General features: G+C 73.9%; 11 protein-coding genes and 1 pseudogene. 9 read left to right on the top strand and 3 right to left on the bottom strand.

Annotated features, from left to right (window positions below; translation table 11 throughout):
* Positions 1–15: 15 nt before the first annotated feature.
* The 8 genes from scoE (at position 16) to HCN56_RS25990 (ending at position 10,903) form a co-directional block, all read left to right on the top strand.
* Positions 16–906, top strand: a complete 891-nt coding sequence (gene scoE, locus HCN56_RS00990; RefSeq protein WP_167967487.1) for a (3R)-3-[(carboxymethyl)amino]fatty acid oxygenase/decarboxylase — start codon at positions 16–18, stop codon at positions 904–906.
* Positions 903–1,529, top strand: coding sequence for a (2E)-enoyl-ACP glycyltransferase (scoD, locus tag HCN56_RS00985; RefSeq protein ID WP_312870979.1), 627 nt, complete (start codon positions 903–905; stop codon positions 1,527–1,529). Before scoE ends, scoD begins: the two co-directional genes overlap by 4 nt.
* Positions 1,526–3,115: a long-chain-fatty-acid--CoA ligase gene (locus HCN56_RS00980; RefSeq protein ID WP_167967486.1), complete on the top strand. Its 1,590-nt coding sequence runs from the start codon at positions 1,526–1,528 to the stop codon at positions 3,113–3,115. The genes scoD and HCN56_RS00980 overlap by 4 nt, the downstream gene beginning before the upstream one ends.
* Before the next feature lie 33 nt (positions 3,116–3,148).
* Positions 3,149–3,409 (top strand): phosphopantetheine-binding protein, encoded by a 261-nt coding sequence (locus HCN56_RS00975; protein ID WP_167967485.1) that lies wholly within the window; start codon positions 3,149–3,151, stop codon positions 3,407–3,409.
* A complete protein-coding gene (locus tag HCN56_RS00970; protein ID WP_167967484.1) occupies positions 3,402–7,802 on the top strand; it encodes a non-ribosomal peptide synthetase in 4,401 nt (1,466 codons plus the stop codon). The genes HCN56_RS00975 and HCN56_RS00970 overlap by 8 nt, the downstream gene beginning before the upstream one ends.
* A 73-nt stretch (positions 7,803–7,875) precedes the next feature.
* The gene (locus HCN56_RS00965; protein WP_167967483.1) at positions 7,876–8,952 is read left to right on the top strand and encodes an ABC transporter substrate-binding protein; all 1,077 of its coding nucleotides are present in this window, start codon (positions 7,876–7,878) and stop codon (positions 8,950–8,952) included.
* A gap of 56 nt (positions 8,953–9,008) precedes the next feature.
* Positions 9,009–9,977, top strand: coding sequence for a FecCD family ABC transporter permease (locus HCN56_RS00960; RefSeq protein ID WP_167967482.1), 969 nt, complete (start codon positions 9,009–9,011; stop codon positions 9,975–9,977).
* The gene (locus tag HCN56_RS25990) at positions 9,974–10,903 is read left to right on the top strand and encodes an ABC transporter ATP-binding protein (protein ID WP_245245790.1); all 930 of its coding nucleotides are present in this window, start codon (positions 9,974–9,976) and stop codon (positions 10,901–10,903) included. The genes HCN56_RS00960 and HCN56_RS25990 overlap by 4 nt, the downstream gene beginning before the upstream one ends.
* On the opposite strand, the pseudogene HCN56_RS00950 reads toward HCN56_RS25990, so the two are convergent.
* Positions 10,845–12,338 (bottom strand): annotated as a pseudogene (locus tag HCN56_RS00950) (cellulase family glycosylhydrolase); the annotation flags it as partial. The gene HCN56_RS25990 and the pseudogene HCN56_RS00950 overlap by 59 nt on opposite strands.
* 493 nt (positions 12,339–12,831) lie before the next feature.
* Between HCN56_RS00950 and HCN56_RS00945 the strand changes: the two are divergent.
* Positions 12,832–13,251 (top strand): YjbQ family protein, encoded by a 420-nt coding sequence (locus tag HCN56_RS00945; protein WP_167967480.1) that lies wholly within the window; start codon positions 12,832–12,834, stop codon positions 13,249–13,251.
* Positions 13,252–13,636: 385 nt separating this feature from the next.
* Here the strand turns inward: HCN56_RS00945 and HCN56_RS00935 are convergent, their stop codons facing one another.
* Complete coding sequence (locus HCN56_RS00935) at positions 13,637–14,935, bottom strand: MFS transporter (protein WP_167967479.1); 1,299 nt, start codon at positions 14,933–14,935, stop codon at positions 13,637–13,639.
* Positions 14,932–15,246 (bottom strand): hypothetical protein, encoded by a 315-nt coding sequence (locus tag HCN56_RS00930; RefSeq protein WP_167967478.1) that lies wholly within the window; start codon positions 15,244–15,246, stop codon positions 14,932–14,934. The genes HCN56_RS00935 and HCN56_RS00930 overlap by 4 nt, the downstream gene beginning before the upstream one ends.
* Positions 15,247–15,904 lie beyond the last annotated feature (658 nt).

Here is a 15,904-nt window from a genome sequence, read left to right as displayed (position 1 = left end):
GAAGGAAGCCCGCTCATGGAGATCACCCCGCAGCAGACCGGCCTGTTCGGCGTCCACGTCACCGGTTTCGACCACACCACCGCCACCGAGGGCGACATCGAGCGGCTGAAGGAGGCGGTCTACACCCGGAAGATCGCGGTCCTGAAGAACCAGCACCTCGACCCCGGGCAGTTCCTCGCCCTCGGCCGGCGGCTCGGCCGCCCGGAGACCTACTACGAGCCGATGTACCACCACCCGGACCACCCGGAGGTCTTCGTCTCCTCCAACGTGCCGGAGGGCGGCCGCCAGATAGGCGTACCCCGGACGGGCAAGTTCTGGCACGCCGACTACCAGTTCATGCCCGACCCCTTCGGGATCACGCTGATCCACCCGCAGGTGGTCCCCAGGAAGAACCGGGGCACCTACTTCATCGACATGGGCGCCGCCCACCGCCGGCTCCCGCAGGAGCTGAAGGACGCCGTCGCCGGTGCCCGCTGCCGCCACTCCGTCCGCAAGTACTTCAAGATCCGGCCGCACGACGTGTACCGGCCGCTGTCGGAGATCATCGAGGAGGTCGAGGTCAAGACCCCGTCGGTGGTGCAGCCCGCGACCTTCGTCCACCCCTTCACCGGCGAGACGGTGCTCTACCTGAGCGAGGGGTTCACCGTCGGCATCGAGGACGCGGACGGCCGGCCGCTCGACGAGGACCTCCTGCCGCGGCTCTTCGCCGCGACCGGCCAGACCGACGAGACCTTCCGGGACGAGAACATCCACCTCCAGACGTTCGAGAAGGGGGACCTCCTCGTCTGGGACAACCGCAGCCTCATCCACCGGGCTCTCCACACCTCCGCCCCCGAACCCACCGTCTCTCACCGGGTCACCGTCCACGACAGCCGGCCGCTGTTCGACGGCCTGGGCGCCGCGTGAGCGCCGTCGGACACCACCCGCACACCGCGGTCACCCCGGCGGTCACCGGAGGGGCCGCCGGGGTGGGGGAGTGGGAGACCGACCACGGACTGCTGGAGCAGGTGCTGCGTCCCTACAAGCGGCGCTGCCTGTACGTCGAGTCGGCACAGGTCGAGGTCGAGGCGCAGGGAGCGCTCACCGTGCGCTCCCGGTTGTCGATCCCGGAGTCCTGGTACATCGACGACACCGGGCACCTCAACGCCGTCGAGGTCAACATCTGCTACAACCAGATGATGTACTTCCTGGTGGCGAAGGCCGTCAAGGAAGACCTCCACCCCGCCCTCGCGGAGTGGACGCTCGACGACTTCTGGCAGCGCCAACTGCCCGACATCGTCATCGCACGGTTCGCGGGCAACTTCCGCCGACCCGTCGACGCCCGCCGCTTCACCGGCGAGTTGACCATCGAGAAGATCGAGCGGAAGACCCCCGGCCGCGGCGCACCCTTCCTCCTCGCCACGACGTCCCACCGCTACCGCGACGAGGCCGGCGGCCGGTGCGACGGCACCGCCACCCTCGTCCTCACCAACCTGCCGCGGGAGGCCGGGCGTTCCCGGGTCGCCGTCGGCACCGGGAGCGCGACATGACAGCGACCACGGCACCACCCGCCGCCCGGACCCTCGCCGTCCTCACCGCCCGCCACGCGCGACTCCGCCCCGACCACCCCGCAGTCCGCTGCGCCGACCGCACCCTCACCTACGGACAACTCCACCACCAGAGCGGCCTCGTGGCGCGCGCACTGCGCGCCGCGGGGCTGCGGCCCGGCGCACGCGTCGCCTACCTCGGCAAGGAGTCGGAGCACTACTACGAGACCCTGTTCGGCTGCGCCCGTGCCCAGGCGGTGCTCGTGCCGGTCAACTGGCGGCTCACCGGACCCGAGGTCCACCACATCCTCGCGGACTCCGGCAGCGAGGTGCTGCTGATCGAGGACGCCTTCGCCGGCATCCTGGACCGGCTGCCCAGCCCCTACCGGGGGTCGGTCGTCCGGCTCGGCAGCGGCGGCGAGTACGGCGAGTACGGCGACTGGAAGAACACCGCAGGCGAGGGCGGCGCGCAGCCGCCCGAGGACGCACCGCCGGTCGGTCCCGACACCCCGGTCGCCCAGCTGTACACCAGCGGGACGACCGGCCTGCCCAAGGGCGTGGTGCTGGCGCACCGCAGCTTTTTCGCGATCAAGGACGCCATGGCCCGCGCCGGCATCCACTGGATCGACCCCCGCCCCGAGGACACCGCACTGGTCGGCATCCCCGGCTTCCACATCGGCGGCCTGTGGTGGGCCGCGCAGAACCTCGACGCCGGAGCCACGCTGCTCGTGCTCCCCGCCTTCGCCCCCGGCGAGGCGGTCGCCGGCATCCGGGACCACGGCGTCACCACCGCCTGCGTGGTCCCCGCCATGCTGCGTATGGTGGCCACCCATCCCGGGGTCACTGCGGACGACTTCACGACACTGCGGAAGGTGGTCTACGGCGGGTCCCCCATCTCGGAGACACTGCTGGACGACAGCCTCGCGCTGCTGGGCTGCGAGTTCGCCCAGATCTACGGCCTCACCGAGACCGGCAACACCGCGATCTGCCTCCCGCCCGAGGACCACCTGCCCGGCCGCCGCCGGGCCCGGGCGGCCGGCCGCCCCTACCCGGGGGTGCGCGTCCGCGTCGTCGACGGCTCCGGCGCGCCGCTGCCGGCCGGCCGGGTCGGGGAGGTCTGCCTCGCCACCCCCGCCCGGATGGTCGGGTACCACGGGCTGCCCGACCGTACGGCGGAGACCCTGCGTGACGGCTGGATTCACACCGGCGACGCCGGCCACCTCGACGAGGACGGCTACCTCTACATCCAGGACCGCATCAAGGACACCGTCATCGTCGCGGGTGAGAACGTCTACCCGGCCGAGGTCGAGGACGCCCTGGAGAGCCACCCCGGGGTCGCCGAGGCTGTCGTCGTGGGGGTCCCCGACGACCGCTGGGGCGAGGCGGTCCACGCCTTCGTCGTCGCAGCACCCGGTGGCGTACCCGCCCGCCGGGACCTCCACCGGCACCTCGTCGGACGGCTCGCGGCCTTCAAGCTGCCCGCCCGCTACGAGTTCGTCGACAGCGTGCCGCGCAACCCCAGCGGCAAGATCCTCCGCCGGCAGCTGCGCGACCGCTTCTGGGCCGGCACCGACCGCAAGGTCAACTGACGAACCGACCGCCCCACCCGGACCGGAGACACCGTGACCACACCCCTCACCCTCGACGCCTTCCGAGCCGACCTCGCGGAACAACTCCACCAGGACCCGCACGAGGTCGACCTCGCAGAGAACCCCCTCGACGCCGGCCTCGACTCCCTGCGGCTCCACACCCTCGCCGAACGCTGGCGCGCGGCGGGTGCCGACGTCACCTTCCTCGACCTCGCCGAGGGCACCTCCTTCGAGGCGTGGTGGCGCCTGGTCGCGCCGCACGACGGTGCCGAGGACGGACCGGCCCGTGACTGAGACCGCGGCACCCCCCGGACGCCCCCTGCTGACGGCCGAGGAAGGCACCTGGGCCGGCCAGCAGCTCGACCCGACGAGCCCCGCCCACAACACCGCCGAGTACATCGACATCGACGGGTCCGTCGACGTCGGACTGCTGCGCTCGGCGATCCGCCGAGCGGTCGACGAGACCGAGGTGCTGCACTCCACCTACCCCGCCGGCGGTTCCGGTGACCCGCGGGCCGTCGCCGACGGCCCCCCGGTCCCCGTCGTGCACGTGGAGCTGAGCGGGGCCCCCGACCCGCTCGCCGCCGCCCACGACTGGATGGACCGGGACGTCGGCCGCCCCGCCGACCTGGCCACCGGCCCGCTCTCCGGCCACGCACTGCTCACCCTGGGTCCGAACCGGCTCCTCTGGTACCACCGCGTGCACCACATAGCCCTCGACGGCTACGGTCTCTCCCTCGTCGCACGCCGCGTCGCCGACGTGTACACCGCGCTGGCAGCCGGCCAACCCGTGCCCGACCCGCCGTTCGGCCCCCTGGCGGCCGTCCTCGCCGAGGACGCCGCCTACCGCCGGTCCGAACGCCGCGAGCGGGACCGCGCGTTCTGGACGGAGCGCTTCGCCGACCGGCCGCACGTCGCGACCCCCGCTGACCGCGCCGCACTCCCCGCGCCCGGGCACCTCCGCGAGACGTTCGACCTGCCCGCCGCGGACGCCCGACAGCTGCGCGCCCTCGCCGCGGAGCTGTCGATCGGCTGGCCGGAGGTGCTGACCGCGGTCTTCGCGGCCCACCTGCACCGCGAGACCGGCGCCCCCGAGGTCGTGCTCGGACTGCCCGTCATGAACCGGCTCGGCACGGCCGCGCTCCGGGTCCCCGCCATGGTCCGCAACGTGATCCCGCTGCGGATCGCCGTGACCCCCGTCGACACGCTGCGGCAGCTCGCCGCCCGCACCGCGGCCGAGATCCGCGCCTGCCTGCCCCACCAGCGCTACCCGTACGAGCAACTGCGGCGCGACCTCGGGCTGGTCGGCGGGGAGCGCCGACTCTCCGGGCCGGGCGTCAACATCATGCCGTTCGGGTACGACCTCAAGTTCGGCGCCCACCGCGGCACCGCCCACAACGTCTCCGCCGGTCCGGTGGACGACCTCGCGCTCAACGTCTACGACCGGGGCGACGGCGGCGGTCTCCGCCTCGCCGTCGACGCCAACCCGCGGCTCTACGACACCGACCGGCTCGCGGCACAGGCGAATGCCGTCCGCGCGCTCCTCGCCGAGCTGCCCGCCCGTCCCGACCGTGCGGTCGGCGGCGTGACCGCCGACGACATCACCGTGCTGCACGGCCCGCCCCACCCGGCCGCGCCCCGCGGCATCCTCGACCGGATCGCCGACCGTGCGGCGGCCGACGGGGACGCCGTCGCCGTGGAACACGACGGCCACCGGGTCGGCTACCGCGCACTGCTCGACCGCGCCCGCGCCGCGGCCGCCGCCCTCGCGGCCCACGGCGCCGGGCCCGGCACCACCGTGGCCGTACTGCTGCCCCGGGGGACCGACACCGTCACCACCCTGCTCGGCATCCTGCTGACCGGCGCCGCCTACTGCCCGCTGGACCCCGCCGCCCCGGCGCCCCGGCTCCGCGCCATGCTCGACGGCCTCGCCCCGGCGGTCACCGTCACCACGGACGACGCCCCCGCCCCCGCCACCGGCAAGCACCTGACCCCGGGGCACTGGCGGGCGGCGCCCTCCGCCGCCGCGCCGGCCGCGCCCCCGGCCGCCGGGACCGCCTACCTGATGCACACCTCCGGGACCACCGGCCGCCCCAAGGCCGTCAGCGTCCCGCGGCGCGCGCTCGACGCCTTCGCCGCCGGCGCCGTCGACCGCTACGCCCTGCGCCCCGGGGACCGCCTGCTCCAGTTCGCACCGCCCCACTTCGACACCAGCGTCGAGGAGATCGTCCTCCCGCTCTGCGCCGGCGCCACCGTCGTTATCCGCACCGACGCCATGCTGTCCTCCGTCCAGTCCCTCATGGACGCCTGCCGCCGGCTGCGGATCACCGTGCTGGACCTGCCCACCGCCTACTGGCACGAGCTGGTCCACACCCTGAGCACCGGCCAGGCGCACCTGCCCGACTCCGTCCGGACCGTCGTCATCGGCGGCGAGGCCGCCCTCCCCGAACGGGTGGACCGCTGGCGCGCCGCGGTGCCCGACACGGTCCGGCTGCTCAACACCTACGGCCCGACCGAGGCGACCGTCGTCGCCACCGTCGCCGACCTGCACCACGGCCCGCCCGGGAGCGCCCCCATCGGCCTGCCGCTGCCCGGAGTGAGCGCGGCGATCGTCGACGGCGAGCTGTACCTGCTCGGCGACGGGCTCGCCGACGGCTACCACGGCGACGCCCCCGCCACGGACCACGCCCGCTTCACCCGGCTGACGCAACTTCCGGGCGCACCCCGCGCCTACCGCACCGGTGACCTCGCCGAGCTGGGTGAGGACGGCCTCCTCCACCACCGCGGCCGCGCCGACGACGAGATCAAGATCAGCGGCCACCGGGTGCAGCCCGCCGAGGTCGAGACGGCGCTGCTCGCCGACCACCGGGTCCGCGCGGCCGCGGCGGTGGGGGAGACCCTCGACGACGGCAGCCGCCGACTGACCGCCCACGTCGTCCCCGCCGCCGGAACGAGCCATGGCGGCCTCCCCGCGGAGCTGCGGGCGCTGCTGCGCGCCACGCTGCCCGCCGCGCTCGTCCCCTCCGTTGTCCACCTCACCGACCGGCTGCCGCGCAACCGCAACGGCAAGATCGACCGGGCCGCGCTCCGCGCCGCCGCCCGGCAGGCGACCGAGGCGACCGCCGCTTCGGTCGCTGCCGGTTCCACCGACCCGGCAGCGCCCGCTGCCGGCGGATCGCCTCCGGCGGGCGGGACGGACGGCGGAACCCCGCTCGCCCGGGCCGTCGCCGGGGTCTGGCAGCAGGTACTCGGCGGCACCCCGGTGCCGATCGACGCCGACATCTTCGACCTGGGGGTCCACTCGCTCCAGGCCATCGCCGCCGCCAACCGGCTCTCCACCGCGCTGGAGCGCGAGATCCGCGTCCCGTGGCTCTTCGAGCACACCACCCCCGCGGCGCTCGCCGCCTTCCTGCATGCCGAGGACGGGAGCAACGGCCGCTCCGACGCCCCCACCGGGACCGACACGGCGGAGCGGCCGCCCGCTCCCGTGCTGCCGCCCGAGGCGACCGCCGATGTCGCGGCCGGACCCGGCACCGCCCTGCTGTCCGAGGGGCGCGGAGGACCACCCGCTCCGGCCCGCCGAATCCTGCTCACCGGGGCCACCGGCTTCGTCGGCGCCCACCTGCTGGCCGAGCTGCTGCGCCGGGACACGGCCGAGGTGGTCTGCCCCGTCCGCGCCCCTGACGCCGCCGCCGCGGGGCAGCGGCTGCGCACGGTCCTCACCGAGCTGGGGCTGCCGCTGCCCGCCGCGGGCGCGCGCCTCACACCGGTCGCGGCCGACCTGGAGCAGATCGATCCCGACGGCCGGTCCGGCCCGGCGGACGACCTGTTCGGTGCGTTCGACGTCGTGGTGCACAGCGCTGCCGACGTCAGCGTGATGCGCGGGTACCGGGCGCTGCGCGGGCCGAACGTCGAGGCCACCCGCTCGCTGCTGCGGCTCGCCGCCGCGCGGGGCGTGCCGTTCCACCTCGTCTCCACGCTCTCGGTCTCCCCGCCGCGGGCCGCCGCCGCCGAGCTTCCGGAGCGGTTCCTGCCGGCGCACCCCGGGCTCGCCGGCGGGTACCAGCAGTCCAAGTGGGTCGCGGAGGAGCTGGTGCGGCAGGCTGCCGAGGCGGGACTGCCCGCCGCCGTCCACCGGCTCGGCCGGGTGGTCGGCGCCGCCGCCACCGGCGCCGTCAACCCCCGGGACTTCCTCTTCGGCGTGCTGCGGGCCTCGGTGCCGGCCGGGAAACTGCCGCGGCTCTTCGCCCACGAGGTGTGGACACCGGCCGACGACGTGGCACGCGCGATCGCCTCCCTCCTGGAGCGGGACGCGCCCGGCGGGGGAGCGGTCTACCACCACGCCCCGACCCGGCCGCTCGCACTGGCGGACCTCGCGGCGTGGACCACCGCCTACGGCCACCCGCTCGAACTGGTCGGCATCGGCGACTGGCTCGACACCCCCGGCCTGGTGGACGACGACCGCTCCCGCGCCCTGCGCGCCGCGCTCGGCGGTCTCCGCAGGCAGGGCGGCGGCCCCGCCGAAAGCGGGGGCGACCTCGGCCTCGGACACGTGCTGACCGAGCGGCTGCACAGCGCGTTCACCGGGGCCGCCGCACCCTACCGCCCGGTCGACCGGGAACTGGTGCACCGTCAGCTGGACCACTGCGTCGCCCGCGGTCTGCTACCGGCCCCGTCCGCGCCCTGAGACGCGGGGGGGCCGGCCCCTTCGAGGGAACCGGCGCCCCCGCGGGAACCAGACGGCCCGGCGGGCCGACCCAATGCGTACCAGCCCGCCGGCCGTCAGGAGCCACCCCGTGAGAACCCGCCACCCCCTCGTCGCGCTCGCCGCAGGCCTCTGCCTGCTGGGCACCGCGTGCGCCGGCAGCGACGACGCGGGCACCGGGGGCAGCACCGCCGACGACGACGCGGCCCGCACCGACGGCGGGTACCCCCTCACCCTGGAGAACTGCGGGACAACCCTCACCTTCGAGCAGCCGCCCGAACGCGTCGTCGTGATGGACGGCGCGTCCGTCGCCGAGGTGTCCACCCTCCTGGCCCTCGGTCAGGAGGACCGCATCGTCTCCAACCAGCAGTCGTACGGCATGTCCGAGATCGACGGCCGGGCCGAGGCCATCGACCGGCTCCCCACCGGGGGAGTGGAGACCAACGACGCCCACGACATTCCCCGGGAGGCGATGCTCGGCCTCACTCCCGACCTCGTCCTCTCCACCACCGCCTACGGCTTCGACTCCACCAACGGGTTCGCCACCCGCGAGGACCTCGCCGCGGTCGGGGCCGACACCTACATCTCGCCCCAGGGGTGCGACCAGGACACCTCGTCGATGACGGTCGAGGACAGCTACACCCTGCTCACCGAGCTCGGGGCCGTCTTCGGCGTGCCCGAAGCCGCCGAGGAGATCGTCGCCGCCTCCCGCGAACGCGTCGCGACCGTGGAGAACGCGGTCGAGGGGCGGGACCGCCCCGCCGTCATGGTGCTCTTCTCCAACATGTCGATGGGGGCCAATGAGTTCAGCGCCGTCGCCGTCAACGGCATCTACGACGACATCCTCGCCAGCGCCGGCGGCACCAACGTCTTCGCCGGTACCACCGACGGCAGCTTCGCCGACCTCAGCCGCGAGACCGTCGCCGCCACCGACGTCGAGGCTCTCGTCGTCATCAGCTTCAACGACCCCGACGCCGAGTCCTACGCCCAGGACCTGCTCAAGGAGTTCCCCCAGTGGCCGGCCGCCCAGAACGACACGTACACCGTGCTGTCGGACTCCGCGTACCTCGGTCCCGACAACGACGAGGCGATCGAGCGGATCGCCCGCATGCTGCACCCCGACGCTTTCTGACGCGTCCCCCGCTCCTCCTGCTGCTGCTCCCCCTGCTCGCCCTGCTGCTGGTCGTGATGATCACCGCCATCAGCATCGGCGCGGCCGAGGTGCCGCCGGGCGAGGTCTGGCGGATCGTCCTCTCCCGGCTCACCGGCGGCGGCCCCGTCTCCGACATCGCCACCGAACAGATCGTCTGGGAGTTCCGGGCGCCCCGCGTCGTGCTCGCCGCCGTCGCGGGCGCCGGGCTCGCCGTGGCGGGCGCCGCACTCCAGGCGGTCGTCGCCAACCCGCTGGCCGACCCCACGGTGCTCGGGTTCTCGCACGGCGCGGCCCTCGGGGCGGTCATCGCCCTGACCACTGCCTCCGGTGCGGTGCTCGGTGGGGTCGGCGTCTCCACCGCCGCCTTCCTCGGAGCGCTCCTCGCCGGCGCGATGGTCTTCGCCCTGGGCCGCAAAGCCGGCCGGATGGCCCCCACCCGCCTGGTGCTCTCCGGCGTCGCCATCGGCTACCTCTTCCTCGCCGCCACCAGCTACCTGCAGCTGCGGGCCACCCCGACCGAGCTGCGGACCGTCCTGTTCTGGATGCTCGGCAGCGTCGCCGGCGCCAGCTGGGACCAACTGCCCCTGGTCACCACCGTCGTGGTCACCGGCGCCGTCACCCTGAGCCTGCTCGGCGGACTCCTCAACACCCTGCTCACCGGCGACGAGTCGGCCACCTCCCTGGGTGTCGACGTCCACCGCCTGCGCGGGGCGCTCCTGGTCTGCGCGGCCCTCATCACGGGGACGGTCATCGCGGTCGCCGGAGGGATCGGCTTCGTCGGCCTGATGATCCCGCACCTCGTCCGACTCGCCACCGGCCCGGACCACCGGCGGCTCATCCCACTCACCGCCGTCACCGGCGCGCTCTACCTGGTCCTCGTCGACCTGCTCTCCCGGACACTCGACCGGCCCAACGAGCTACCGCTGGGCATCCTCACCGCACTCCTGGGAGCCCCGTTCTTCCTGTGGCTGCTGCGCCGCAACAAGGGAATGGACACCGCATGAGACTCGCCGTCGCCGGCGCCACCGTCTGCCTGGACCACCACCCGGTGGTCCACGACGTCACGCTGGACGTGCCCCCCGGAGCGCTGGTCGGGCTCGTCGGGCCCAACGGCAGCGGCAAATCCACGCTGCTGCGGGCCGTCTACCGCTCGCTGCGTCCCCAGCGGGGCACCGTGACCGTCGGCGGCGACGACGTCTGGCGCCTCGGCGCCCGCGAGGCCGCCCGGCGCACCGCAGCCGTCCTCCAGGAGCGCGACACCACGGCGGCAGGGCTCACCGTCGCCGAGATCGTCACCCTCGGCCGGACCCCCCACCACGGCATGCTGGGCCGGCCCGGTACCGCGGACCGCGAAGCGGTCGCGGAATCCCTGGAACGTGCCGGGGCAGCGCACCTCGCGGAGCGCGACATCACCGGGCTGTCCGGCGGTGAACGCCAACGGGTGCTCCTCGCACGGGCGCTCGCCCAGCACCCCCAGCTGCTGGTGCTCGACGAGGTCACCAACCACCTCGACATCCGCGCCCGGTTCGAACTGCTCGCCCTCATCCGGGGACTCGGCGTCACGACCCTGGCGGTGCTGCACGACCTGGAACTCGCCGTCCGGTTCTGCGAACAGCTGGTGGTGCTCGACGAGGGGCGGGTCCACGCAGCGGGTCCGGTGCTCGACGTCCTCACCCCCCGCGTGATGGCCGAGGTCTTCCACGTGGCGGCGCGGGTGGAGCGGCACGCCGACGGGGTGGTGCGGATCACCTACGCCGCGGACCCGCTGACGGCCGAGCCGGGGCCGGGCTCGCACCACCTCAGCGGGGCGCCCCCGAGACCGCGCCACCGGAGCGCGTCACCTCGTACCGGACGGTGTCGCCGCTCCAGAAGTGGAAGGTCAGCACGACCGTCGCGCCGTCACGGACCTCGGCGAAGAAGTCCGAGGTGAGGGTGATGGTCCCCCCGCCCGGGTCCGGGTCGAACGCCGCCCCGAACTCCTTGTAGGAGGTCCAGTCGTGCGGCCCGGCGTTGCCGCCGTCCGCGTACACCGCCTCCATCGTCGCCAGCTGGTCCCCGTGGAACGCGGCAGGCACCGAGAGACCCGCGGTGGACCCGCTCGCGGCGGACAGCACCGGCGTTTCGTTGCTCAGGACCCGCACCTCCCACGGCAGCCCGCCGGAGAACTCCAGGGAGAGCGCGGCGTTCACCCCCGCCGTGCCGCCCGACGTCAGCCGGGACAGCAACGACGCCGACAGGGTCAGCCGGTCGCCGGAGAGCACGTAGTCCGTGCCCGGAGCCAGCGGCTGCCCGCCCTCCCGGACCGCCACCAGGCTGTGACCCGCCGTCCGCAACGTCAGCTCCGCGTCTTCGACCGGCGCGCCGCTGGGCACGAACACCTGGTCGCTGGAGGCGGTGGCGGAGTCGGTCGTCCAACTGGAGACCACACGGTCGAAGAGCGCGGTGTCCCGCCAGGTCAGTGCGGAGCGGTCCAGGTGCTGGCCGTTGTCCCACAGCATGGTGGTCACGCCTGACGCGCGGGCGTGGGAGCCGAAGCTCTCGAAGAACTTCAGCTTCTCGCCCTGTTGGACGACACCCGTGTGCCGGTCGAAGCCCAGGAGCCCGTACTCGCCGAGGATCACCGGGATTCCCTGGTCGACGAAGGTGTCCCGCAACCGGGCGAAGGTGTCCGCCACATCGGACTCCGCCACCGCGTCGAACGTGGTGTGGCCCGCGACGTTCACGCTGAACGGCCAGTAGCCGTAGTAGTGGACCGTGGCGATCAGCGCCGGATCGTCCAGCTCGTCGAACGTCTCGACCAGCTCGTCCAGCCGCGCCTGCTCCGGCGAGGTGTGCAGGGTCGGCAGCACCAGGGGCCGGGTCGCGTTCCCGCCGCCCGAGTCCCGGACCAGGCCGTGGAAGACCGAGTTCAACTCGTGCAGCAGCGCCGCGTTCTGCGCGTCACCCGAACTGTTCTCGAAGAACGGCTCGTTGATGCTCTCGAAGAGGACCTCCTGGGGCGCGTCGCGGAACTCCTCCGCGATCTGCTCCCAGGTGGCGGTGAAGCGGTTGAGGACGGCAGCGTGCTGGGTCGGCATGTCCATCACCCACTGCCAGGAGTCGTGGTGCACGTTGAGCAGGACGTACAGGTCCTCCTCGACGGCCCACTCCACGACCTCGGCCACCCGCGCCATGTGCGCCGGGTCGACGGTGTGGTCGGGGGCGGGCCCCTGGTGCTGGGTCCAGGTCACGGGGATGCGGACGGAGCGGAACCCGTCGTCGCGGATCTGGCGCAGCTGGTCGCGGGTGACCCGCGGGTTGCCCCAGGACGTCTCGTCGGGGCCGGTGGCGTCGAGGGTGTTGCCGAGGTTCCACCCCGGCTGCATCGCCGCGACGGTGTCCTCGACGGACGCGGCGGTTGCGTCCGCCGCCTCGGTCGCCGTGCCGGTCGTGGCGCCGACGGCGCCGCCGGCGAGGTTCTTCGGGAGGGTCTCCGCCGGTGGGGCGGCGTGCGAGACCTGAGGGAGCGCCGCGAGCCCCAGAAGGGCGAACAGCGCGGTCAGGGCGGTCGGTAAGGCGCGTGAGCGGCTCTTCACGAGATGCCTCTTCCTGCTTCGGCGTGGGGGAGTTCTGCTCATGGTGCTCGTGGTGCTCAGCCGGCCCCGCCGCCACGTTCCGCCCGGACGACGACGGCACACCCCGCCGCGGGGACGCGGCACGGCGGGCGCCCCGCGGACCGTGCGGGAGCGCTCCCACGGACGGTAGCGGCGATCCGGCCGCGGCAGAAGGGGGCGCGATGCCCCTGAGCCCCCTGATACCGCCGCCACGCCGCCAGGCCCGCGCGAGCGGTGACCGCCGGGCCGCCCGTAGCCTGGATGCATGAGTGCCCTGCGTACCACCGTCCTGGACGTCACGACCGGCCGCTCGGAGGTCGTCGTGGACCTGACCGACCGCTGCGCCCGCTTCCTCGACGAGGTCGCGGCGGGCGAGGACGGCCTGCTCAACGTCTTCGTCCCGCACGCCACCGCGGGGGTGGCCGTCATCGAGACCGGCGCCGGCAGCGACGACGACCTGCTCGCCGCCCTCCGTGACCTGCTCCCGGCGGACGACCGCTGGATTCACCGCCACGGAAGCCGCGGCCACGGCCGCGACCACGTCCTCCCCGCCCTCGTCCCGCCGCACGCCACCCTCCCCGTCGTGGGCGGCCGACTGGCGCTCGGAACCTGGCAGTCCGTCTGCCTCGTCGACACCAACGGCGACAACCCGGACCGGCAGGTGCGGCTCAGCTTCCTGGGATGACCAAGATCGTTCAGCGGGGGCGTGGCCGCCGATTCTCCGTACGGTGCTCGCTCGGACGGAGAGAACATCCGCGGCACGGACCTCAGCACGATCGAACGACCCTACGACGGATGCGGCACGTGCCTGCGGGGCGTGCGGCGCCTCTCGCGGGTGAAGGCGGCCACCTCGTTGCCGGAGCGTCAGCGTGAGGATGTCCTGACGGCAGGTGCGTCTGTCGGTGGCCACATCATCGGCTGGGCCGACGACGGGGAGGCCTCGGGCGCCACCGACACCATGACGAGGCCGAAGCTCGGACCGCCGCTCCGTGACGAGCGGGGTCCGCATGACGGCCTGGTGCCAGCTGCACGCCGGGGAGTTGTCTTCTGCAGGCCACCTGGTGATCCGTTCATCCCTTCCCGGGGCCGCCCGTCCCGGTGGCGGATTCTGCGGTGGCTGCGGCCGGCGGCGGGGAATCGTCCCCGTCGTCCCTCATCAGCCCGGAGCGGGCGATGATCGCCAGACAGAGCACCATGACGCCGGTGGCGGCCATGAACGTCCAGCGCGCCCCGACGAGATCGAGGAGCGGGCCGCCGGCCATCGACCCCAGGGCGTCGGCGAGGAAGGTCGCGCTCATCACCACGCCCATCACCACCCCGACCATCTCGGCGGGTGCGCGCTGCTGGAGCAGCGTCAGACCGCAGACCGACTCGACGCCGTTGCCGAAGCCCACCATCACAGTGGCCACCGCCAGCGCCGAGAACCAGGGGGAGACGCCGATCGCGAAGTGGCCGACCGCCTGGATGGCCACGCCGCCGAGGAAGACCTTCGCCGTCGCGTCCAGCTTTCGCCAGCGGCCGGTCAGTACCGAGCCCAGCAGCGCCCCGGCGGCGATCAGACCCAGCGACAGCCCGTAGCCGAGGGGACCGGCCGACAGGTCCTGCTGGGTCAGCTGCACCAGCGCGGCCCGGTCGAGTCCGGCCCCGAAGGGCACCACCACCAAGCCCGTGGCAAGCAGGAGCAGCCGCCGGTCCGAGCGCAGGGTGCGGAGCCCCCGTGCGGTGGAGGCGAGGACGCCGGGTGCGGCTCCGTCCCGTGCCGGGGGCGGGGTGCGCCGCATCAGTGCGGTGAGCCCGGCCGAGGCCAGAAAAGTCGCCACGTTGACGAACATGGCCACTTCGAAGCCCCACAGCCCCACCGCGAGACCGCCGAACGCGGAGCCCAGGGCGAAGCCCACCGTGATGCCGCCCATCAGCGCCCCGTTGGCCCGTGTCCTGGCCTCGGCGGGCAGCGCCCGCACCGCCATCGTGCGGGCTGCCGGCAGCGCGATGGTCGCGGCCGATTCCGAGATCAGCAGCAACAGCAGGAGCAGCAGATAGGAGGGCTGGACCACCGCGATCACCAGGAACAGCGCCGCCGACAGGACGTCGCAGCCGATGATCAACTGCCGCAGGTCCATCCGGTCGCTCAGGGCCCCGGCGAACGCGCCGAAGAGCCGGGGCAGCAGCCGGGTGAGGAAGAGTCCGCTCAGTGCCAGGCCGCTGCCGGTGCTCTGGAAGACGTGGACGGCCAGGGCCGCGACGGCTGCCATGTCGCCGAAGACCGACAGCGCCCGCGCGGCGACGAAGTAGGGGAAACGGCCGGCCCGCAGGGTGGCCGGCGCCGCCGTGCCGCCGCCTTCCCCGGCCGGGGTTCCGGGCCCCGTCATCCGGCACCGCCCCACGTGCCGCTCCCGGACGGCTCGGTGGCTCCGGGCACGCCCGCCCGCGAGCCCGGCTCGGGGAACCGGGTGAGGGCGGGGAGCGGGCGGTCCGGGTCGCCGACCATGGCCGTCAGCGTCCCACGCAGCCGGGCCGGCCGGCGCCGGCCCCGATCGGCCTCCAGGTACCGGCAGAACTCCTCCAGGTCCCGGTGCACTGCGGCGATGTCGAACAGTTCCTCGTAGGGCCGCCCGATGGCGAAGGAGCTGGCGTCCGGGTACCGCTGGGGGGCCTCGTCGGGGAAGTTCGTCGACTTCAACGAGGGGTCGCTGAGCCAATGGCGCCACGTGTGAAGAGGGAGGGTGACGGAACCGGGACGAGGGCCTTCCGTGTCCGGCTGGAACGGTCCGGGTGCGGGCATGCCCTGCCTTCCGACTCGAGCTTCGCTGCGGGCCCCGGAGCGTTTCCCGAGGGCGCGGACCGTGTCCGAGACCGGGACGGGGCGCACCGCCGCGTGGGTTCTCGCGCTGTACGGTCGACTGCGGCGGTGAGGCCGCTTCGCGGTGGCTACGGGTCATACCTGTCCCACCGATTGTGCCGGTAACCGGAGTTCGTGGAATCGTCTGCCGTGCGCCTCGCCGGGGCGGATGGCGCAGGGCCCGGGGCAGAGCGTCGGTCGGCGCCGTCGCGGGACGTGGGGGCCGCCGTGCGGCACGGGGCGGACCACTGATTGTCTGGGGAGGAAACCCCTGGGGCGAAACCGGCCCGCATCGTGACACCGGCGCCCGGATCGAAGGCTTGCTGCGGTCGGCCCGGCCCAGGGCGATCACGCTCCGGGGTGTTCGAAGGCGCCTCCGACGGGCGGAATGAAGAAGCCGATCGCTCGGTGCGGAGCGGCGGTGCCGGCCGTCGGGGAGCTCTGTGCGGGGGAGCCGGGCGAGGACGGCAGCGGCGCGGCGGCCGGGTCGATCCCGGCC

The organism is Streptomyces lonarensis (assembly GCF_012033735.1).
Classification (GTDB): domain Bacteria; phylum Actinomycetota; class Actinomycetes; order Streptomycetales; family Streptomycetaceae; genus Streptomyces; species Streptomyces lonarensis.
Note: the sequence above shows the minus strand (reverse complement) of the source record. Positions and strands in the feature narration are given on the sequence as shown.

Bases quoted from the DNA above. Each gene is read 5' to 3' on its own strand.
- scoE (WP_167967487.1), top strand. From the start codon at position 16: ATGGAGATCACCCCGCAGCAGACCGGCCTGTTCGGCGTCCACGTCACC.
- HCN56_RS00980 (WP_167967486.1), top strand. From the start codon at position 1,526: ATGACAGCGACCACGGCACCACCCGCCGCCCGGACCCTCGCCGTCCTC.
- HCN56_RS00965 (WP_167967483.1), top strand. From the start codon at position 7,876: ATGCGTACCAGCCCGCCGGCCGTCAGGAGCCACCCCGTGAGAACCCGC.
- HCN56_RS00960 (WP_167967482.1), top strand. From the start codon at position 9,009: ATGATCACCGCCATCAGCATCGGCGCGGCCGAGGTGCCGCCGGGCGAG.
- HCN56_RS25990 (WP_245245790.1), top strand. From the start codon at position 9,974: ATGAGACTCGCCGTCGCCGGCGCCACCGTCTGCCTGGACCACCACCCG.
- HCN56_RS00945 (WP_167967480.1), top strand. From the start codon at position 12,832: ATGAGTGCCCTGCGTACCACCGTCCTGGACGTCACGACCGGCCGCTCG.
- HCN56_RS00935 (WP_167967479.1), bottom strand. From the start codon at position 14,935: ATGACGGGGCCCGGAACCCCGGCCGGGGAAGGCGGCGGCACGGCGGCG.